This is a genomic window from Pseudomonas sp. NFR16 (assembly GCF_900108875.1).
Taxonomy (GTDB): Bacteria; Pseudomonadota; Gammaproteobacteria; order Pseudomonadales; family Pseudomonadaceae; genus Aquipseudomonas.
Map to the genome: position 1 here is coordinate 594,549 of NZ_FNYJ01000002.1, position 20,379 is coordinate 614,927.

The following is a 20,379-nucleotide window of genomic DNA, read 5'->3' on the forward strand; positions in this document are numbered from 1 at the left end:
GGGGGCGAGATGAAGCAGAACCAGTTCGAACAACGGCATCAGGACGAATGGCAGCGCTTCGGCGCTCGGCTGGACGTGCTGGAGCGCAGCCGCGGCAGGAGCGAATCCGGCGACGATTTCACCCGTGATTACCGGCAGATCTGCCAGCATCTGGCCCTCGCGCAGGCCCGGGGCTACAGCAGCCATCTGGTCGATCCGCTGCAACAACTGGCGATGCGCGGGCATCAACAGCTCTATCGCCATCGCAGCCAGTTTGCCGCACAACTGTTGAGCTTCGTGCTCGCCGATTTTCCCCGCGCGGTGCGTGCAGAATGGCGTTGGGTCGCACTGGCCGCGCTGCTGTTTTTCGGCAGTCTGATCGTCATGGGAGGGTTGGTGTACGCCTACCCGGATCTGATCTACAGCGTGGTCAGCCCCGCTCAGGTGGATGAAATGGAAGCCATGTACGATCCCGCCGCGCGGCGCATCGGCCAGGCCGTCGAACGGGCGTCGAGCACTGACTGGCTGATGTTCGGCTATTACATCATGCACAACATCGGCATCGCGTTTCAGACCTTTGCCAGCGGCCTGCTGTTTGGCGTCGGCAGCCTGTTTTTCCTCTTCTTCAACGGCTTGATGATCGGAGCGGTGGCGGGCCACCTGACCGATGTGGGTTTTGGCGAGACCTTCTGGCCGTTCGTGATCGGCCACGGCGCGTTCGAGCTGACCGGCATCGCGCTGGCGGGCGCCGCCGGACTCAAACTCGGCTGGGCATTACTCGCCCCGGGCGCTCTGCGACGGGATGAAGCGCTGCGCCTGGCGGCCAGCACCAGCGTGCGGCTGATTGGCGGCGTGATGCTGTTTTTACTGATCGCCGCGTTCATCGAGGCGTACTGGTCGTCGATGACCTGGCCGCAACCGACCACCAAGTATCTGGTCGGCGCAGCGCTCTGGGCGTTGGTCGCCGCTTACCTGCTGTTCGCTGGACGCTCGTCCCATGCGCCTGACTGAAGCCAGCGTCGAACTGCGTCCGCGCAGTCCTTGGGAGGCTGTCGATCTGGGCGTGCTCCTGGCGCGCCGGCATCGGCGCTTGCTGATGAGCAGTTGGGCGATCGTCACGCTGCCGGTGTTCACGCTGCTGAGCCTGTTGCTGTGGGATTACCCGTCGCTGGCGATCCTGTTGTTCTGGTGGCTCAAACCCGCTTTCGAACGACTGCCCTTGTTGATCCTTTCCCAGGCACTGTTCGGCGCCACGCCAACGCTCAAGCAGTCATTGAAGGCCTGGATTGCGGCGCTCAAACCGCAATTGATTGCCAGCCTCACGCTGCGCCGGCTGAGCCTGAGCCGCAGCTTCACCCTGCCAGTTCAACAGTTGGAGGGCCTGGACGGTTCCGCTCACGCTCAGCGCATCGCGTTGCTGGGGCAGAAAGATTTGCGCGCGGCCCGGCTGCTGACATCCATGGGCGGCTCGCTGGAGTTGTGTCTGTGGCTGGGGCTGATGCTGCTGTTCTACGCCATGATCCCGCTGCAGATCGAAATCGAATGGTCGTGGCGCAGCCTGCTGGATGTCGAGGGCGACTGGAACTGGCTTGAGCATCTGACCAACGGGTTGTACGCCATCGTGCTGGTGCTGTGGGGACCGATTTACGTGTCGTGCGGATTTGCGTTGTATCTCAATCGACGCACCACGCTGGAGGCCTGGGACATCGAACTGGCGTTTCGCAGGCTTCGCCAGCGCGTCATGGGCAGCGCTTATGCGTTGCTGCTCGGCGCGTCGGTTGCCTTGAGTTTTTCACCCACGGCGGTCATGGCTGACGATGCCCCACAGGAACAGGTCTACAGTTGCCCGCTGCCGCCGCTGGATTCCCCCGAACTGGACGAACAGGCCGCAGCGCCGGGCACGCCGCGTCTGCTCAATCAGCCATTGACCAGCCAGGCGTCACAGACCGCCATCAAATCCGTGCTGGGCAACCCGCCGTTCAAGAACCCCAAGCCGGTTTCCGGCTGGCGCCTGGCCGAGCACCAGAAAGCAGGCAAGACCGGCGATGCACCCGACTGGCTCGCGAAGTGGGTGGTCGGGCTGTTGAATGTTGGCAAGACCCTTTCAACGGTGTTCGAGGTGGCGCTGTGGACACTGCTTGCACTGGGAATGACGTGGGTGATCTGGCGCTATCGCGCCTGGTTCGGCACGTATGTCGGGCGTTCACAGCAAAAAGCGCCGGTGCCGCGCAGCACGCCTGAACAGTTGTTCGGCCTGCAGGTCAGTGCCGACAGTCTGCCGGCCGACATCGCCGGCACCGCCGAACGCCTGTGGCAGCAATCGCCACGCGAGGCCTTGAGCCTGCTCTATCGCGCGCTGCTCAGCCGCCTGCTGACGGACTATCAGTTGCCGCTCAGGCACGCCGATACCGAAGGTCAGGTGCTCGCCCGCATCGCCGAACTCAAGCAGCCGTCACTGGACGCGTTCAGCCATGAGTTGACACAACATTGGCAGAATCTCGCTTACGGCCATCAGCTGCCGCCCCTGGACGCCAGGCAAAACCTCTGCGATCGCTGGCGGCGATTGTTCGCAGCGCAGGGCGCGACATGAGCCGGCGTAACACGTGGATTCTGGTCAGCGTATTGGTGCTGATCGGCCTGAGCATCGCCAGCCTGCCGTTGCTCAAGCGCATCGAGCACTATGAGGAGGTGGTCGATCAGGGGCCTTCGCCAGACGTGCGGGCCAATCCCTACCTTGCAGCCCAGACTTATTTGCGTGGGCAGCACGTGCCGGTGAGCGTCGCCGAGACGCTCAACAGCCTTCCAGACACCGGCCAGCAGGCACAGACCCTGATGCTGCTCGACACACGTGAAAACATGACGCCGGGCGAGGTCAGGCGTTTGCTGGCGTGGGCGCGCGCCGGCGGTCGTCTGTTGTTCGTCGCCGAGCAATTGTGGGATGAAGAAAAAGGACGCAGCGGCGATCTGCTGCTGGATCAATTGCAGATTCGCCAGTTCCTCACGCGCGATGTGCGTGAACAGGACCGGCGACGCGAGCGCGAGTTGATCAAGCCGGTCATTCCCCTGAGCGCACCTGAGGTTCAGACACCGAAAACGCCCTGGCCCGAGCTGACGCGACTCTACGTCGAAAACGAAAGCGACCCGGCGTACATGAGTTTCGACCCGGCCTTTCATCTCGACGACCCGCAGGATCATGCCCGATCCTGGGCCAACAGCGCCGACGCCACGCACCTCTTGCAACTGATCTACGGCAAAGGGCTGATTACCATCGTCACCGATGCCGACCTGTGGAAAACCCGCGCGATCGGCAAGTACGACAACGCGTGGCTGCTGTGGTACCTGAGTCAGGACAGCGAGGTGACAATGTTGCTTCGTACCGAACACGACGATCTGTTCGGCCTGTTGTGGAAGTTTTTCCCACAGGCCCTGTTGGCGCTGGGGCTCTGTCTGGTCGCCACGCTCTGGCACGCCGGCATGCGTCACGGGCCGATGCTGCCCCTTGCCCCTCGCGCACGTCGTCAATTGAGTGAACATTTGCGTGCAAGCGCTGACTTCATGCTGCGGCGCCGAGGCCAGCATGCCCTGCTGCGTGCGCTTCAGCAGGATATCCTGCGCCGCGCGCGCCAGTTACACCCCGGATTCGAAACGCTGCCTGTGACCGAGCAATGGCAGACCCTGGCGCGCATGACGCGCCAACCCACCAGCAGCGTCGGTCAGGCGCTGCGGCCACGCCCCGAAGAACGCCTGTCCAACAGCGACTTCACCCGTCAGGTTGCGTACCTGCAAACACTCAGGAATGCCTTATGAGCGAACATCCGACCGAACCGTCGAGTTCCGTAGCAAACGGAGCGAGCGAGACTGACCCCGCGGCACTGGAACCCAAAGACAGTGAGGCAAGCACGGCGCCATTGAGCAATCCCGCCCAGCAGCGCCAGCGTGCGATCCATCTGGCGCAGGCTGTGCGCCACGAGTTACAGAAAGCCGTCATCGGCCAGAATGCTGTAATCGACGATGTCTTGACCGCGCTGATCGGCGGCGGGCACGTCCTGCTCGAGGGCGTGCCGGGGCTGGGCAAAACGCTCCTCGTGCGCGCCCTCGCCCAATGCTTCGGGGGCGACTTCGCACGCATCCAGTTCACGCCCGATCTGATGCCGAGCGATGTCACCGGTCACGCTGTTTACGACATGCAGAGCGAGCAATTCAAGCTGCGCAAAGGCCCGCTTTTCACCCATCTTCTGCTCGCCGACGAGATCAACCGCGCGCCGGCGAAAACCCAGGCGGCGTTGCTGGAGGCCATGCAGGAACGTCAGGTCACCCTGGAGGGGCGCGCCTTGCCGGTGCCCCAGCCCTTCATGGTGCTCGCGACGCAGAACCCGATCGAACAGGAAGGCACGTACCCGCTGCCGGAAGCCGAGCTGGACCGTTTCATGCTCAAGCTGCGCATGGACTATCCGCAGGCTGAACAGGAGCTGGAAATGGTCCGTCAGGTCACCCGCTCCACGCGCTCGGACATGCTCGATGTGCAACCGCTGCGCGCGCTCATGCAGGCCAGGGACGTCATCGCGTTGCAGCGCATTGCCAGCGAACTGCCGGTGGATGAACAGGTGCTCGATTACGCCGTGCGACTGGCGCGTGCGACCCGCACCTGGCCGGGACTGAGCCTGGGCGCAGGTCCGCGCGCATCGATCGCGCTGGTGCGTGGCGCGCGCGCCCGTGCATTGCTGCGCGGTGGCGAGTTCGCCATTCCGGACGACATCAAGGGCTGCGCCCTGGCGGTTCTGCGTCATCGCGTCAGGCTGTCGCCCGAACTGGACATCGAAGGGCTGTCTGTCGATCAGGTGCTTAAACAACTGCTCGATCAGGTCCCGGCGCCCCGCCAATGAAGCAACTGCTCAAGCCCTCGACGCGACTGCTCAAGTGGCTGGCGATTCTGGCCGGCATCGCCGTATTGCTGGGCATCAGCCAGGCGCTCGGACGCGGGATCGCGACCAGACTGGAGGGTCTGTTCTGGTCGTTGCTGTGGGTAATGGGCGGCCTGGCCGCACTCGATGCGTTCTGGGTCTGGCGCACGCCGTCGCCACAGGTTCAGCGCCGATTGCCCGGGAGTCTGGCGCTGGGCCGCTGGAGCGATGTGCACGTTGAACTGCTGCACGACTCGCGCCGTTCGGTTGCGTTGAGCCTGTTCGATCACGGCCCGCAAGGCCCGGACAATCGCTTCGAGGTCGAAAATCTGCCGCAGGACATCGTGCTGCGTCCACAGCGCAAAGCCGATTTGAGTTATCGGCTGAGGCCGACCAGCCGCGGCGCATTCATCTTCGAACGCATCGAAATCCAGCTGCGCAGCCCGTTGCGGCTGTGGCTGTCGCGACGTTTTCTGGCGAGCACGGACACGGCGCGGGTCTATCCGGACTTCGCCCGGTTGCACAACGGCCAGTTGCTGGCAGTGGACAACTGGCTCAGCCAGATCGGCATACGGCAGCGACAGCGTCGAGGGCTGGGGCTGGAATTCAATCAGTTGCGCGAGTTTCGTGAGGGCGACAGCCTGCGCCAGATCGACTGGAAAGCCACCGCGCGGCAGCGCACGCCGATTGCCAGGGAATACCAGGACGAGCGCGATCAGCAGATTGTCTTCATGCTCGATTGCGGACGACGCATGCGCAGCCAGGATGGCGATCTCACCCACTTCGACCACGCGCTCAACGCCTGCCTGCTGCTCAGTCATGTGGCGCTGCGCCAAGGTGATGCGGTAGGCATTTCCACGTTTGCCGCCGATGAGGATCGCCACCTGTCACCGGGCAAAGGCACGCGGCAATTGAGCGTGCTCCTGAATCTGGTCTATGACTTGAACAGCACCCAGCGTCCGGCCGATTACAGTCTGGCGATCCGCCAGTTACTGGCCCGACAGAAACGCCGTGCGTTGGTGGTGCTGGTCACCAACCTTCGTGATGAGGACGACGAACAGCTCATTGAGTCAGTGAAGCGGCTGGGCAGACATCATCGGATTCTGGTCGCCAGCCTGCGCGAGGAAGTGCTCGACGAACTTCGTCACACGCCGGTACACACCTGGCAACAGGCGCTGGATTACTGCGGCACGGTGGAGTTTTCCAACGCGCGGACCAGCCTGCATGAGCGCCTGAGCGCCCACGGCATTCCGGTGCTGGACGTGCGCCCTGTGGAGCTGGGACCGCAATTGGTGAGTCGCTACCTGAGCTGGAAGAAAGCCGGCACCTTATAAAGGTGCCGTTTTCAGGCGGACGCTTCCAGAGGATAGAAGCTGAAATAACGCTGCAAGGCCTGAATGAGATGGAAATACTCGGCGGGCGCGACCTGCAGCCGGAAGCCGGAATCGAAAACGCCGGGCGTTTCGTCTTCCTGGCACCACAGGCAGCTGGCATTGATATCGATGTTGTAAAGTCCGTTCTTCTCATCCGGGACTTTCAGGCGAAGCTGAAAGTCGGCACCGACGAGAATGGGCAGATCGCTGATCAGCATCAGCCCCTGTTCGGATACATTACCCAGGCAACCTAGCGGCTTATCGGTGTATCGATTGAACACCTGCAGGTAATACGGCAGCTGGTGACGTTCTATTCGCCTTTCGTTCAGCATTGGACACTCGCCCTGGAAAGACCATTTAGCATGGTCGTGCTAGTGCATTGAGATTCGGTCGTTCGTGAACTGCCGAGACGACGTAAACGAGCGAATCCACCTGTTCATTACAACAGGGACGTCATCTGACTCACCAGCGTTAACCGAAGTCACTCATCCGATTATTCGATTTCGCGATAACCACGACGATAAACCGAGCGCCCTTCGCCACTCCTGTGAGAAAAACTTAGGTCCCTACTCATTACAGCCTAGCCAAGATTTTTACAATGGCCACTCAAAACAGGTGCCGTCCATCCATACGGGTGTAATCAGAGTGAGGCAGGCCGAGCCACCGCCGGCGGGGCAAGGTTGTCGTAACCCAGCTGGTGCAAGGTATCCAGGCGCGCCTGAGCCCGGAAAGCGTATTCGCTGTACGGAAACTGAGTGATGATGAAGCGGTAGGTCTGCACGGCGTCGACGTACAATTTCTGGCGTTCCAGGCACTGGCCGCGCAACATTGACACTTCCGGTTGCACATAACGGCGCGCGCGGCTCTCCCGGTCCACCTTCGACAGGTTGTACATCACAGCGTCGCAGTCGCCCTGGGCATAGGCGCGGTTGGCATTGTTCAAGTGGCTGTTCATCGCCCAACGAGTGCAGCCGCTGAGCGCGGCAAGCGCCACAAATATGATCACGATTCGCATGAGAGTCTCCTGTGCTCTGCATTGTATCGGCGCCTGGCGGGATTTCTTCAACAGCGATTTGACCGCCGCCGGTCTGCCAGTTGCCCACCATTCGGGCAGTCAGGTAGTGCAAAGGAACAATGACTACAGACCAATACAGTAGTAGCCTCTCGCTGCGCTTCATTTAAGGAGTTTGTGCATGTCCGTTCGCCGCACCAAAATCGTAGCCACACTTGGCCCTGCAAGTAATTCGCCAGAAGTCATCGAGAAGCTGATCCTTGCCGGGCTGGACGTCGCCCGCCTGAACTTCTCCCACGGCACGCCCGACGAGCACAAGGCTCGCGCGAAGCTGATCCGCGACATCGCCGCCAAGAACGGCCGCTTCGTCGCGTTGCTGGGTGACCTGCAAGGCCCGAAAATTCGTATCGCCAAATTCGCCAACAAGAAGATCGAGCTCAAGGTCGGTGACAAGTTCACCTTCTCGACCAGCCATCCTCTGACCGAAGGCACTCAGGAAATCGTCGGTATCGACTATCCCGATCTGGTCAAGGACTGCGGCGTAGGCGACGAATTGTTGCTCGACGACGGACGAGTGGTGATGCGCGTTGACACGCAGACCGCCGACGCCCTGCACTGCACCGTGACCATTGGTGGCCCGCTGTCGGACCACAAAGGCATCAACCGCCGTGGCGGCGGTCTGACGGCTCCGGCGCTGACCGAAAAAGACAAGCAGGACATCAAGCTCGCTGCGGAAATGGACCTGGATTACCTCGCCGTTTCTTTCCCGCGCGACGCTGCGGACATGGAATACGCCCGCAAGCTGCGTGACGAATCCGGCGGCACCGCCTGGCTGGTTTCGAAGATCGAACGCGCTGAAGCCGTCGCCGATGACGAGACCCTCGATGCGCTGATCCGCGCCAGTGACGCGGTCATGGTTGCCCGCGGCGACCTGGGCGTCGAGATCGGTGACGCTGAACTCGTCGGCATCCAGAAGAAAATCATCCTGCACGCACGTCGCCATAACAAGGCGGTGATCGTTGCCACGCAGATGATGGAATCGATGATTTCGAGCCCCATGCCGACTCGCGCCGAAGTGTCCGACGTGGCCAACGCCGTGCTCGACTACACCGATGCCGTCATGCTGTCCGCCGAAAGTGCTGCCGGCTCCTACCCTGTCGAAGCGGTGGAAGCGATGGCGCGCATCTGCGTCGGCGCCGAGCGTCACCCGACCGGCAAGACGTCCAGCCACCGCATCGGCCACTCGTTCACCCGTTGCGACGAAAGCATCGCGCTGGCGGCGATGTACACGGCGAACCACTTCCCGGGCGTCAAAGCGATCATCGCGCTGACCGAAAGCGGCTACACCCCGCTGATCATGTCGCGCATTCGCTCCTCGGTGCCGATCTACGCGTTTTCTCCGCACCGCGAAACCCAGGCGCGCGCCGCGATGTTCCGTGGCGTTTACACCATTCCGTTCGACCCGGCGGCATTGCCGGCCGGTCAGGTCAGCCAGTCGGCTGTGGACGAACTGGTCAAGCGTGGTCTGGTCGAGCAGGGTGACTGGGTCATCCTGACCAAGGGCGACAGCTACCACACGATCGGCGGCACCAACGGCATGAAGATCCTGCACGTCGGCGACCCGATGGTTTAAGACGCGGCACGCAACAGGCAAAAGCCCCGGCGCTCCTGAGAGGTCGGGGCTTTTGCGTCGTATGGCTGCGAATCAGGATCACACGGCCACTCGGGTCTGATCGCGGGTGACCATACTCCTGCAGGTGACGCCACTTACCTTGGGTGGCACACCGAATGGCGGACGTCGTTCGGTCAGGTTTTCTCCAGAAACACATCGGCGAGCATCTGCCCTCGCGGCAATCCGGCGATGAATAAGCGCCTGGAAAACGCCTCGACGCTCGCGGGCGAGCCGCACACCAGCGCGATGGTCTGCCGGGAGGCGATGCGCAGATGCGCGAGGGCGGCGTGAAAATCGGCAGCGGCTACGAGTTCGGTCTTCAGGTTTGTATGCGCGTGCTCAAGCTGATTCATCGGTTCGGCCAGATAGTGCTCGCTGCTGTCGCGAGCGACATGCAGTACGTTGATCGGCCCTTGATGATCCTGCCGCAAGGCTTCGCGCAATACGCCCCATAAGGGACCCAGGCCGGTGCCGGCTGCCAGCAGCAACAACGGCCGGTCCTGCCAGTCACGATCGTATTGCAGTGCGCCGCCGCGCAGTTCGCCAAGCCTGAGCGGATCGCCCGCTTTGAGGGTGCGCGCCACATCGGCGAAGGCACCGGGACGCTGGCAATCGATGTGAAATTCCAGAAATCCGTCCTCGCCGGGCAGGCTGGCCAGCGAATATGGTCGAGCGACGCCGCTGGCGGTCCACAGGACCAGATGCTGCCCGGCGCGATAGCGCAGCGGGCGCTCGGGTTCAAGGCGCAGGCGCAACACCGAAGCACTGAGCCAGTGGCAGTCGCTCACCGTGGCGGGCAGGCCATCGCAGGCAGGATCGAAGATTTCCACGGCCAGGTCGTCGACCACGCGGCACTGACACGCCAGCCGCCAGCCCTGGTCACGTTTGTCGGCGTCCAGCGCCTGTGGCAGTTCATCGAGCGGCTCGCCGACGACGCAGCGCACCAGACAGGTGTGGCAACTGCCGGCTCGGCAGCTGTAAGGAACGGAGAAACCGGCATCGTTCAGGGCATCGAGCAGGTTGGCAGCCGATGCGACCGTCCATTGACGGCCGCCTGCCCGCAATTCAGGCATCGGCATAATCCCAGGCGCCATGACAGCGATTGCGGCCCTGATGCTTGGCGCGGTACAACGCCTGGTCGGCCCGCTGCAGTGCCGGGTCCATGTGGTCGTTGCGCTCGATGAGGGTCATGCCGATGGACAGACTCAGGTCCAGATCAGGCACATCCGCAAGCTTGACCTGCATGAACGCCAGACGGATACGCTCACAGCAATCGACCAGTTGCGCGCGGGTGCAGCGCGGAATCAGCAACACGAACTCTTCTCCTCCATAGCGCGCCAGAATGTCATCCGGGCGCAGGCACTCGTCGGCAATTTTGGCGAAGACCTGCAGGACCCGGTCACCTGCAGCGTGACCATAAATGTCGTTGACCCGCTTGAAGTGGTCGAGGTCGATGAGCGCCAGTCCGGCCGCATAACTGCCCTCCATGGCTTCCAGCTCACGGGTCGCCAGGCGCAGGAAATACCGGCGGTTATACAGGTTGGTCAGTTCGTCCGTGGACGCCAGTTCCTCGAGCTGGAACATCATTCCACGCAGGGTTTCCTGATGCGCCTGCAACGTGATCCTGCGCTGATGCATTCGCTGACGGGAAGCTTGCACGAAGCGCGCGTAGAGGCACAGCCAGGCCAGCACGATGAACAACGCACAGGTCTGCAGCGCAGCCAGGCCAGGATCGTCGAGTCGGTCATGGGCCGCGTCCCACAAGTTCAGCCCTGTAAAACCGAGCAAGGCGAGCACCGAACAGCGGATGAATACTTTCGGCCTCAGGTGAAACAGACCGAACAGCAAGACCAGCACATACAGCACCAGAAACGTGCCTCGAGCCGAATCCATGTGGGCGAGCAGAAAGGTCTGCCAGCCAAGCCCCATGAGCACCTGAAACTCAGTGAGGCTCGGGTCCTTGAAGCGCAGGTTGTAGCCGCCGAAGAACACCAGACTCAGCACGCCCTGCATCAGCAATACCGACACACTGGCGAGCCAGACGCCAAAGAACGTCGCGTGGTAATACCCGGCGCAGTAGGCAACCATTATCAGCACGATCAATAACACATAGGTGCCAGTTGCCAGGCCAAAACGCTTGAGCCGTAAGCGCTGGATAGATCCGTCTAATGGAGGCTGGGTCGTCATCGTCTGCGCTTTCGTCCTGTCCGGCCACAGGGGCCTGCTTCGCGCCGCTGGCCGAGAGAGGTCAGTGGACGCTTCGATCATCCGGGAAGATGCCAATGTAGTGGAAACCGCGCGTTTCGCCAACGCGCCTGTCGCCCGACGTGTCGATACTGCCATTTGAGTGTAATGATTCTGGTACTACGCCGTACGCTGAGTGCCGATTCCCCGCTGCGTGCGTCGAAACATCGCGTTATATCTGGCCGCTTCTCTATATATATTTATATCAATTCGGACGCTGCAAGCGCTTAGTCTGAGGCTGCACTCAACAACCACGGAAGGTTACCCATGCATATCGAATTCAAAGATGACGCCAAATGGCTGAGCAAATTCAAGATTGACGTGACGTCCAACACGAACAAGCTTTATAACAACGGCAATCAGCAAATTAAGGTCACGGTCAGTCTGACACCCGTTAAAGGACAGGAAATTACCGATCAACAGATGGACAGCATCTGGATCTTCCTGATAAAGGACGGCAGCGACTTTCGCGATCTGGGTCAGGGCTTCGGTCTGAATGCCAAACATCCAGACGTGGAGAACAACAACAGCTTTTCTCCGGAAGACTATTTCAAAGTATCGCTCAATAAGCATCCGAACGTGGAATACTATGCCGCGTCAGGTTTTGCACCCCAGCCTCTGCTCGAGTCCGCGCCGCGGAGCCGGGATTATTATATCTCCACACTGGCCCATGGTGGCGAACGCTACAAACTGTACGCAGGTATCACTAAAGAGGAAGGTGTTGAATATGCCACCTGCACGTCGCGTTTCAACTCGCATATCGAGCTGGAGGCCATTAGCACCCCGCGCCGCAGACGCAGTGACTTTACACTGGAACGAGTCCACGCGTTCGAAGGCTCCACCGACGACGGTGAGACCGATGTAGACATTGACGTCTATTATCTGCAGTTTGCCGATCGGACGTTGCGAATTGCAGGCGCCATACCGCGGGATGGCGACGATGAGCATTTTTATTATCAAGACTCGGAAGCCTACTACCCACTCCGATCATGGGTTCGCTACACCTACTTTGAAACTCAGTACCACTTCGGGTTCAAACCTGGAGCTGCCCGAGACTTCAGGTATAAAGATATTTCCGTCGCAATAAACGATCGTCCCGGCGCAATGAATTTTTTACGCTTGGAGTTGATCGGCCTGCTGCCTCCCCACTCCCGCACGTACGGACCAACGCGCTGGATAGTATTCGACCAATATGGTAACTCGTACGGTATTGAAATGACCCAAAAAAACTCGGGCAACGAGATAGATTTCAAAATGTTTTGACGTGTCAATAGAACTTGCGCCGGCGCGTCATACCCCCTCGCTGATGACGCGTCGTTTCCACCTTAATGGCTTATCGCTAAAGAGAATTCGCATGTCCAGCATTCATACCCAAGCCAACAACTTCATGGACTGTATAAAGACCGGAGTCGATGCCCGCACCGGACAATTCACCATCGCTTTCAAACTGCCTCTACTGCCGGCCAACCATCTGGCCGGTCCCGCGCTCACGCCCACGCTGAGTTTTGGCGTACTGGGCTCGACCCGCAATAAAGGGTTCGGACTGGGCTGGTCGCTGGATTTGAGCGAGCTCGACCTGCATCAGGATGCGCCGTCTTTGCGCTTGTCGTCGGGAGAACAGTTCGCCGTCGACCTCGACAACACCACCTTCACCCCGGGCAGCGAGCTGAAGCTGTTCGACGCCAAACTCACATCCATGGTGGTGACATGTGAGCATGAAGACGTGTTTCGCGTGGATCAGAAAAACGGTCAGACGGAAATCCTCACTCGACAACACGACAGCGCGCGCTACCTGGTCACGGAAGTGCGCAGCCCGGAAGGCAATCGCGTGTTCGTCGAATGGGCGCCTTACGGCAACGGCGATTTCATCCTTGAAACGATCCGCGACGAAACCCGGACCTTGCTCGAGGTGAAAACCGATGACAGCGAAGTCGTATTCACGATACCGGGACGCGAGGACGAGGCCGTGCGCCTGCAACTGGCTAACGACAAACTCAGCGAGATGTACCTGCCCGGCATCGAGACGCCCTTCTCCATCGTCTACGACCATCATGCCCTCGACGCCCAGAACTTCCTGCTGCTGCCGACGGGTGTCACCAGCCCGCTGGGCGCGACCGATTCCATGATCTGGGCAACTGGTGAAGAAGGCCATCGACTGCCACCCGGTGCGCCTTTCGACGTCATGCCCAGAGTGCTGGAATGGACACACTCGGCGGGAACGGCCCATACCGCACTCACCCGCTATTACGAATGGTCCGGCGCCCACAACTTTCTCGGGTTCGGCAGCGATCAGGCTTTTGACTGGCAGCGAGGGCGCGACAACCTCTATCAGGTCGAGCAGGATTACGAGTACGAAGTCGTCGAAACCCTGACCGGGCCCAACGGGAACACCCTGGCGACCATTACCCGGACGTGGAACCGCTTCCATCTGCTGACCTGCGAAGTGACACGCCGCGGCAGCGCCGAGAAGCGCACCGAAACCACGTTCGGCCTTGAGCCCGATGTCGACTGGGATGGCCAGCCCGCGTGGTGCCAATTGCCCCATCTGCAGACCGTCACGTACATCGACCACAGCCGCGCCGGTGCGCAACGCAGCGAGCAGACTGAATATCGCTACGATGTGTCGGGCAATATCGTATTCGCCCGATCGCCCGCCGGCGTGGAAGAGCACAGCGAGTATTACCCGGCTGAAGGCGCTCCGGCTTCGGCCGAAGGCAACGGTTGCCCGCCCAACGCGCTGGGCATGGTAAGGCACCTGAAGAAAAAGACCATCAAACCCGCGCCCCTTGATGACGGTATCCACGGCGGCGCTCCGGTCATATCCACCACCTACCATTACGAATCACTGGCCTCGAAGCTCGAGGGCGCGCCTGCGTTTGTCGTGGTGAACACCGAAATCGTGCGGGACGACACCCAGGGTCGCCTGCTGGAGACCACAACGCAGACCTACATCACTGAACCGGGACCGCACTATGCGCGTCTGGACAGCAAGGTCACGACCCTCAACGGCAAAGCCACCACGACAAGCTTTCGCTACGAGCTGAGTGAAGACGAGCTGAGCACTCACACCACCATCACCGGTTTCGAGAACACCGATGACGTGCGTGCCACCCAGAGCAGTGCCAGAGCCCTCGGCACGGGCCGGCTGACGCGGGAGCGCAATCAAGCGGGCGTCATTTCGCGCTACGTCTACGACAGCCTCGGTCGCGTCACACTGGCGGTGACTGCCGATGACACTCGCTACGAGGCCAGGCGCGCGTCGACCTACCATGTGCACGATGAAAAAGCGCGTGGATGCAGGACCGGTGACGAGAACCCGGTGATGATCGAGCATCGGCATTCGACCGGACAGCGTCGTCGCCAATGGCTCGATGGCGAGGGTCGCACAGTGCGCGTAGAGCTCGAAGACATCGACCACGCCCTGACGTGTTCCGCGAGATTGCCTGCTGTGTGTTCGACGCCGAAGGCCGCACGGTCAGTGAAATGCAGCAGGACTGGCTGCGCGATCCCGAGGATCCGACCACCGTGACCGCACTCAGACTGACCACTCACACGCACTATGACGACTGGGGCCAGACAAGCCTGAGCGTTACACCCGATGGGGTCGAAAGCCATACCGAGCACAACCCGATCAACCTCAGCGTCAAAAGCTGGCAGCAGAACGGCGCGCTCAAGGGGCCGCATACGGTCACGCACCATAACGCCGCCGGCAGCGCGATCATGGAGCAGCTCTACGACGCCGAGGGCGGGTTGATTCGCGCCAGAAAATGGCAACGCGATGGCTTGGATCGAGTGACCCGAACCACCCTTCAGGTGCCTGGCCAGGTCGATCGCGTAACGTCCGTTCAGCTGGACGCATACGGGCGCATCGTCGAACAGCGGCTGGCTGACGACACGGTCGTGAACTGGACCTTCGCCGCTCACAGCGACGATAACCACCCCGAGACCATCGCTGTCACTGCATCCCTTGTCACCCTGGCCTCGTGAGCACAGTGCTGGAACACGGCATGTCATGAACGGGAACGCTGCGGTGCAGAGCAGCGCTTGCGATGGAAGCAACATTTCGAAGGATCGAAAACATGAACAACCCCACAATCATCGGTCGTCAGACCTTCGACGGCCTGGGCCGTCAGCTGTCGGTCAGTGTCGGCGGCAACACCTCCCGCTTTCACTACCGCGCCGGGCAACTGCCGCCTTCATCGACCACGCTCGCTGATGGCAAAAAGATCGAGTTCACCTATGAGAAAGACCTGAACAACCCCTTGCTCAGGGTTGAAGCTGATGGTGAAGCGGCAACGCAGATAGCCAGGCACGCACAATTCGGACACCCTTCGACGATCGTCGGTGAGCTGGGTACCCAGGCTTTCGCATTCAGCACCACAGGACAGGCGACCGAAGACAGCTGGACCGTCGACGGACAAACGCACACCACCGCCTGGCGCTACTCGTTCAGTGGCCTGCTGCAAGGCTTTCGAGATGCCAAGGGGGTAACCCATCAGCGCGAGTTCGATTCATCTGGCCGCGTGTGCACCACCCGCGTCGGCGAGGTTGACACCCACTACACCTACGACGCCCTGTCGCGACCGGTGACCGTCAGTGTCAGCGACCCGCAAACCGGGAAGACCCTGACCACTGCGATCACGTACGATGCCGCGGGGCGTGAGCTCACGCGCACCTTTGCCCTCATGCGAACGGGTGAGACGCACGGCACAGATGGTCGAACGATCACCCAGGCCCTGACGTACACCGGGCTCGACCAGATCCTCTCTCGAACCTGGGACGATGGCACCGAGCGCCACGCAGAGCATTTCGCCTACGATGTGCGCGACCGGCTCGTGCGCTACACCGCAGATAAGCGCGCGGCAGCGCCAGATCCATTCGGCAACCTCATCGTCGATCAGACCTTCGCCTTCAACGCGTACAACGGGCACGAGACAGTCGTGAGCACCTACGCTGACGGCAGCCGCGATGAAGCCCGCTTCAGCTACGCCGTCGACGACCCGACCCGTCCGGTGAAAGTCACTCACACCCATCCGTCCTGGCCGTCAGAGATCACGCTCGAGTACGACGCGTGTGGGCGCGTGGTCAGCGACAGCCTTGGTCGTCACCTGAGCTGGAACACCCAGGGTCGACTGACCCAGGTCCGCTCGCCATCCGGCATTTGCACGTACCGATACGACCCCAGCGGACAGCTGACTGACCGAGAAGTCGACGGCCTGCTGACACGTGATTTCTACAGTGCCGATCAGCTCACCCATCAGCGTTGCGGCGAAGACAGCATCGAATTGATCGGCGATCTGAGCACACTGTTCGCCGTGAACAAAGTGACGGGCAGCATCCGCAAGACCATCCTGCTGGGCACTGACGCACAGGGCAGCGTGCGCCTCGAAGCCGACAGCACCGTGCGCACACGCCGCTACACCGCCCATGGGGCACAGGCTCCAGACGCCAGCGAAGTCGCATTTGGCTACGCCGGCGAGCAGATCGAGCCCCTGTCAGGACTGAGCATTCCCGGCGGCAATCGCCCCTACGACCCAGTGCTGATGTGCTTTCTCGCACCCGACACCGACAGCCCGTTCGGGCCGGGCGGGATCAATCCATATGCGTGGTGTGCAGGGGATCCGGTCAATCGTGTAGACCCCGATGGCCATAGCTGGACGGATTACATTCTCCCTGTCGCAGGTATCGCAGTGGCCGTGGTATCGGTAATCGCGGGGCTCATTGCGACCATGCCGGCGGCAGGAGCGCTGATCAGCGTCGGACCAGGCTTGCTGACCTCCGCACAAATCGCCGGGCTTGTCAGTATGGCGCTGGACATCGTCGGCATGACGACAGGCATTGCCAGCGTGATATTGGAAGCCGCTGGCGACGACAGCGCCGCCTCCGGTGTCTTGGGCGGCATTTCCATGGTCGCCGGCCTGGCGGGCGCTGGCGTAGGCCTAAAGCTGTTCACGTTGAAACAGGCAGGCAAACAGCTCAAGGCGCTGGACCGCAAGCAAGGATGGGCAGTGCCCAAGCCGGGCCGGCTGGGCAAGGGAGAAGTGCTGGCGCAGCACACATCCAAGGGGGTGGACGTCGGGTTCATCGAGACTTATCTCGGCTCCAACCGCGCCGCCCTTCTGACCCACGGAGATCCAAAACGCGCGCTGCTCATGGCGCCAGACGGCAGTACATTGCGCGCAGCTGACCTCGCAAGAGACATCATCGCCCCTCGACTGCAAGCGCTCGGTGCCGGCGCAGATGACACGTTCGTGCTGCTGTCGTGCTGGGGCGGGAAGAACGGTGCTGCGCTGGAGATTGCCAAGGAGCTGGGCCGTCCCGTTCAGGGCTTCACGGAAAAGGTGTTTGTCAAAGGGTTCGCCAATCTGCAGTTGAACCCGAACGCGGCAAACATCCCGACGCAAGCCACTTCTTATCTCGAGCGCATGCGCGCGACGGGCAACCCTTTCAAAGCCTGGAAAACCACCTACAAACCGGCGCGATCCAATATCTATCACCCTGACGGCACCGTGGTGCCGGTCTGAATCGTCGGCGCACTTCTCGGACATCACCTCCAAGGATTGGAACCATGAATGCTCCTCTCATTTTAGGTCGTCAGACCTTCGACGGCCTGGGCCGTCAGTTATCGGTGGAAGCAGCGGGCTGTGTGACACGCTTCCATTATGCGAAAGGACAACTTCCGCCGTCGGGCAATACCCTGGCCGACGGCAAACACGTCGAGTTCACCTACGAGCCGGATTTGAACAACCGCCTGCTCAGTGTCACCCCTCACGACGAGGCGACGCAGCGCATCACCTACCACCCGATGGGCATGCCGGCTTCGGCAAGCGGCGCGCTGGGCAATGAGTCGTTCAGCTTTACGACGTCCGGGCAGCCTGAGGAAGACATCTGGACGGTGGACGACAGTCGACACCATACCCACTGGCATTACTCGCTCAACGGCACGCCTCAGGGTTTCGTCGATGCGTTGGGCAAGGCTCACCGCCGACGCTTCGACGCCTCCGGCCGCGTGCAGGAAACATGGGTGGGCAATGTGGTGACCCGCTATCGATACGATGCACTGTCTCGGCCCGTCGAAATCGTCGTCGACGACCCTGACAGTGCTGGCTCGTTGATGACAACGCTCACCTACGACAGCCTGGGCCGGGAGCACACACGCACATTCACGGCTGTCACGCTGGACGGTGAGTCCACGAGAGCCACTCAGACACTGGGCTATTCGGCGCTGGATCAAATGACCTCGCGCACTTGGGTCGACGACACCGGAACGGGCGTAGAAATGTTCACCTACGACCTCAGAGGCCGCTTGACCGGTTACGCAGCAGACCCGCAAGTCGCCCCCGAGGATCCGTTCGGCAATCGTATCGTCAGACAGACCTTCACCTTCAACGCGCTCAACGGTCATGAAAAGGTGGTGACCCTTTACGCTGACACCAGCGTCGATGAGGCGCGCTTCACCTACGCCGACAACAACCCGGTTCAAGTGGTGAAAATCACCCATACCCACCCGGCGTGGCCCAAGGCAGTGACCCTCACGTATGACGCCCGTGGTCGGGTCATCAGTGACAGCCTGGGCCGTCGCATGGTCTGGAACTCGCAAGATCGCCTGGTCGAAGTACGCCATGCGAACCGCTCCTGCCAATATGGTTATACCGCTCATGGCCGTCTGGCCGACCGAACCGTCGATGGCACGCTGAGCCGCAGCTTTTACAGTGGCGAGAAGCTGACCCATGAAACGACCGGTGACATCAGCCAACAGTTCTGTTCAGGTGAACAGGGCCTGTTCGCCGTCAGCAAAGTGACCGCGGGAATCCGTCAAACCACCCTGCTCGGCGCAGACGTACAAGGCAGTGTTCGCCTGGAGACCGGATGCTCGGTGCGCACCCGCCGCTACAGCGCCCACGGCGTGGAGCCACGGGACGAGGCAGACGTGCCGTTCGGCTACGCCGGTCAACGCCATGAGCCGCTCACTGGATGGCAGATTCTGGGCGACTATCGCCCTTACGACCCGGTGCTGATGTGCTTTTTGAGCCCCGACAGTGAGAGCCCGTTTGGCAAGGGCGGCATCAACCCCTACGTTTATTGCGCTGGGGATCCGGTCAATCGCATCGACCCTGACGGCCACAGCTGGGTGGCTCCTGCTCTGGCAACAGTGGGCATTTTGATCAGTATTGGGGTAGCGGTGGCCAGCTTCGGGGCAGCCGCCACTGTTATTGCCTCGATTGGATATGCCGGATGGGCCGCGTTGACACCAAGCGCGGCAATGATCATCAGCGCCGGTGCCCTGGATGCCGTGTCCATAGGCACCGGTATAGCCGGATTGATCTGTGAGGCCGCTGGTGCGGACCGCAATGTCGGTGACGTTCTGGGTTGGGTCTCACTGGGCACCGGTCTGGCTGCCGGTGCGCTGAGCGGACTCGCCGGATCGGTCGCAAAGCTGGCCGCACGCCATCCAGGCCGTCCTGCCGCAACACTGCGACGCGACGCCAGCGCCGATGTCCTCTTTGAAAAAGTATTCGGCGACCATGACGTGGCATTCCACAACCAGCTATGGGGCAGAAAAAGTCTCAAAGGGTTTGAGACCCACGGTACGCCTGAAGGCTATCTGATGAACGCCAAGGGCGTGTTCGAACCGGCCGCTAACGTCGCAAAACGCGAAATCGCGCCTCGCCTGGCCAACCAGGAGACGCACCGACCGCTCGTGCTGCTGGCGTGCGAGGGCGGTTCCAGCGGCGCAGCGCAGGAAGTCGCTAACGTGTTGCGCAGGCCAGTGATCGGTTACGACGAAGTCATTCACGTACTGGACCCGAGCTATATCAGATCGTTTCGCTATGAACATACCCGTAACGGGATTATGACGAATTTCCCCCTCAAGAAACTCAAGGGCGGTAGGGACCAGGGCTTGCAGATCGGTCCGAACTACGGATTCGCCACGCCTCGCACTTACTATCCTGTTTGATCGGTGTGCTCCAGCACGCTTCCGCTGCTTCAGCGTCCTGGCATAACCACTCGGCGCCCCCTGCCCATTAAGACCAATGTTTACCCTGCGGCAGGGTGTCGCGTCGGCGGTCAAGCGGTATACTGCCGCGCCTTTTCCTGCCGCAGCGCCCGAGCGGTAGCCGAGCCAAGGCCGTTTGCGCGATTGCCGATCGCATCCTGCGCGAACCGCCCTACATAATGTTCCCGCCTGATAGAGGA

15 protein-coding genes are annotated in these 20,379 nt (G+C 61.2%); 11 read left to right on the forward strand and 4 right to left on the reverse strand.

Annotated features, from left to right (window positions below):
- The first annotated feature begins 9 nt into the window (after nt 1-9).
- Genes BMZ10_RS11400 through BMZ10_RS11420 form a run of 5 tightly spaced genes read left to right on the forward strand, consistent with a single transcriptional unit; the run spans nt 10 to nt 6,214 of the window.
- Complete coding sequence (locus BMZ10_RS11400) at nt 10-990, forward strand: stage II sporulation protein M (RefSeq protein WP_093461611.1); 981 nt, start codon at nt 10-12, stop codon at nt 988-990.
- On the forward strand, nt 977-2,569 hold the full coding sequence (locus tag BMZ10_RS11405; RefSeq protein ID WP_093461614.1) for a DUF4129 domain-containing protein: 1,593 nt from the start codon (nt 977-979) through the stop codon (nt 2,567-2,569). The genes BMZ10_RS11400 and BMZ10_RS11405 overlap by 14 nt, the downstream gene beginning before the upstream one ends.
- Nucleotides 2,566-3,786 (forward strand): DUF4350 domain-containing protein, encoded by a 1,221-nt coding sequence (locus BMZ10_RS11410; RefSeq protein WP_093461617.1) that lies wholly within the window; start codon nt 2,566-2,568, stop codon nt 3,784-3,786. Before BMZ10_RS11405 ends, BMZ10_RS11410 begins: the two co-directional genes overlap by 4 nt.
- The gene (locus BMZ10_RS11415) at nt 3,783-4,862 is read left to right on the forward strand and encodes an AAA family ATPase (RefSeq protein WP_093461620.1); all 1,080 of its coding nucleotides are present in this window, start codon (nt 3,783-3,785) and stop codon (nt 4,860-4,862) included. Before BMZ10_RS11410 ends, BMZ10_RS11415 begins: the two co-directional genes overlap by 4 nt.
- On the forward strand, nt 4,859-6,214 hold the full coding sequence (locus BMZ10_RS11420) for a DUF58 domain-containing protein (RefSeq protein ID WP_093461623.1): 1,356 nt from the start codon (nt 4,859-4,861) through the stop codon (nt 6,212-6,214). The genes BMZ10_RS11415 and BMZ10_RS11420 overlap by 4 nt, the downstream gene beginning before the upstream one ends.
- A gap of 11 nt (nt 6,215-6,225) precedes the next feature.
- Here the strand turns inward: BMZ10_RS11420 and BMZ10_RS11425 are convergent, their stop codons facing one another.
- On the reverse strand, nt 6,226-6,585 hold the full coding sequence (locus BMZ10_RS11425) for a PilZ domain-containing protein (protein WP_093461626.1): 360 nt from the start codon (nt 6,583-6,585) through the stop codon (nt 6,226-6,228).
- Nucleotides 6,586-6,893: 308 nt separating this feature from the next.
- Nucleotides 6,894-7,268 (reverse strand): tetratricopeptide repeat protein, encoded by a 375-nt coding sequence (locus tag BMZ10_RS11430; RefSeq protein WP_093461629.1) that lies wholly within the window; start codon nt 7,266-7,268, stop codon nt 6,894-6,896.
- A 178-nt stretch (nt 7,269-7,446) separates the two neighbouring features.
- On the opposite strand from BMZ10_RS11430, the gene pyk reads away from it, so the two are divergent.
- A complete protein-coding gene (pyk, locus tag BMZ10_RS11435; RefSeq protein ID WP_093461632.1) occupies nt 7,447-8,898 on the forward strand; it encodes a pyruvate kinase in 1,452 nt (483 codons plus the stop codon).
- A 173-nt stretch (nt 8,899-9,071) separates the two neighbouring features.
- Here the strand turns inward: pyk and BMZ10_RS11440 are convergent, their stop codons facing one another.
- Nucleotides 9,072-10,010, reverse strand: coding sequence for an iron-sulfur-binding ferredoxin reductase (locus tag BMZ10_RS11440; protein WP_093462563.1), 939 nt, complete (start codon nt 10,008-10,010; stop codon nt 9,072-9,074).
- Nucleotides 10,003-11,124 (reverse strand): GGDEF domain-containing protein, encoded by a 1,122-nt coding sequence (locus tag BMZ10_RS11445; protein WP_093461635.1) that lies wholly within the window; start codon nt 11,122-11,124, stop codon nt 10,003-10,005. Before BMZ10_RS11445 ends, BMZ10_RS11440 begins: the two co-directional genes overlap by 8 nt.
- Before the next feature lie 324 nt (nt 11,125-11,448).
- Between BMZ10_RS11445 and BMZ10_RS11450 the strand changes: the two genes are divergently transcribed.
- The 5 genes from BMZ10_RS11450 (at nt 11,449) to BMZ10_RS11470 (ending at nt 20,140) form a co-directional block, all read left to right on the forward strand.
- Entirely contained in the window at nt 11,449-12,444 is a 996-nt protein-coding gene (locus tag BMZ10_RS11450) for a hypothetical protein (RefSeq protein ID WP_093461638.1), read from the forward strand.
- A gap of 91 nt (nt 12,445-12,535) precedes the next feature.
- Nucleotides 12,536-14,710, forward strand: coding sequence for an RHS repeat domain-containing protein (locus BMZ10_RS11455; protein ID WP_093461641.1), 2,175 nt, complete (start codon nt 12,536-12,538; stop codon nt 14,708-14,710).
- Nucleotides 14,707-15,168, forward strand: coding sequence for a hypothetical protein (locus tag BMZ10_RS11460; protein WP_177182100.1), 462 nt, complete (start codon nt 14,707-14,709; stop codon nt 15,166-15,168). Before BMZ10_RS11455 ends, BMZ10_RS11460 begins: the two co-directional genes overlap by 4 nt.
- A gap of 92 nt (nt 15,169-15,260) precedes the next feature.
- On the forward strand, nt 15,261-17,705 hold the full coding sequence (locus tag BMZ10_RS11465) for an RHS repeat domain-containing protein (protein WP_177182101.1): 2,445 nt from the start codon (nt 15,261-15,263) through the stop codon (nt 17,703-17,705).
- 44 nt (nt 17,706-17,749) lie between these two features.
- Nucleotides 17,750-20,140 (forward strand): RHS repeat-associated core domain-containing protein, encoded by a 2,391-nt coding sequence (locus tag BMZ10_RS11470; protein ID WP_093461650.1) that lies wholly within the window; start codon nt 17,750-17,752, stop codon nt 20,138-20,140.
- Nucleotides 20,141-20,379 lie beyond the last annotated feature (239 nt).

Bases quoted from the DNA above. Each gene is read 5' to 3' on its own strand.
- BMZ10_RS11450 (WP_093461638.1), top strand. From the start codon at position 11,449: ATGCATATCGAATTCAAAGATGACGCCAAATGGCTGAGCAAATTCAAG.
- BMZ10_RS11405 (WP_093461614.1), top strand. From the start codon at position 977: ATGCGCCTGACTGAAGCCAGCGTCGAACTGCGTCCGCGCAGTCCTTGG.
- BMZ10_RS11470 (WP_093461650.1), top strand. From the start codon at position 17,750: ATGAATGCTCCTCTCATTTTAGGTCGTCAGACCTTCGACGGCCTGGGC.
- BMZ10_RS11430 (WP_093461629.1), bottom strand. From the start codon at position 7,268: ATGCGAATCGTGATCATATTTGTGGCGCTTGCCGCGCTCAGCGGCTGC.
- BMZ10_RS11410 (WP_093461617.1), top strand. From the start codon at position 2,566: ATGAGCCGGCGTAACACGTGGATTCTGGTCAGCGTATTGGTGCTGATC.
- BMZ10_RS11465 (WP_177182101.1), top strand. From the start codon at position 15,261: ATGAACAACCCCACAATCATCGGTCGTCAGACCTTCGACGGCCTGGGC.
- BMZ10_RS11440 (WP_093462563.1), bottom strand. From the start codon at position 10,010: ATGCCTGAATTGCGGGCAGGCGGCCGTCAATGGACGGTCGCATCGGCT.
- BMZ10_RS11455 (WP_093461641.1), top strand. From the start codon at position 12,536: ATGTCCAGCATTCATACCCAAGCCAACAACTTCATGGACTGTATAAAG.
- BMZ10_RS11420 (WP_093461623.1), top strand. From the start codon at position 4,859: ATGAAGCAACTGCTCAAGCCCTCGACGCGACTGCTCAAGTGGCTGGCG.
- BMZ10_RS11400 (WP_093461611.1), top strand. From the start codon at position 10: ATGAAGCAGAACCAGTTCGAACAACGGCATCAGGACGAATGGCAGCGC.
- BMZ10_RS11425 (WP_093461626.1), bottom strand. From the start codon at position 6,585: ATGCTGAACGAAAGGCGAATAGAACGTCACCAGCTGCCGTATTACCTG.
- pyk (WP_093461632.1), top strand. From the start codon at position 7,447: ATGTCCGTTCGCCGCACCAAAATCGTAGCCACACTTGGCCCTGCAAGT.
- BMZ10_RS11445 (WP_093461635.1), bottom strand. From the start codon at position 11,124: ATGACGACCCAGCCTCCATTAGACGGATCTATCCAGCGCTTACGGCTC.
- BMZ10_RS11415 (WP_093461620.1), top strand. From the start codon at position 3,783: ATGAGCGAACATCCGACCGAACCGTCGAGTTCCGTAGCAAACGGAGCG.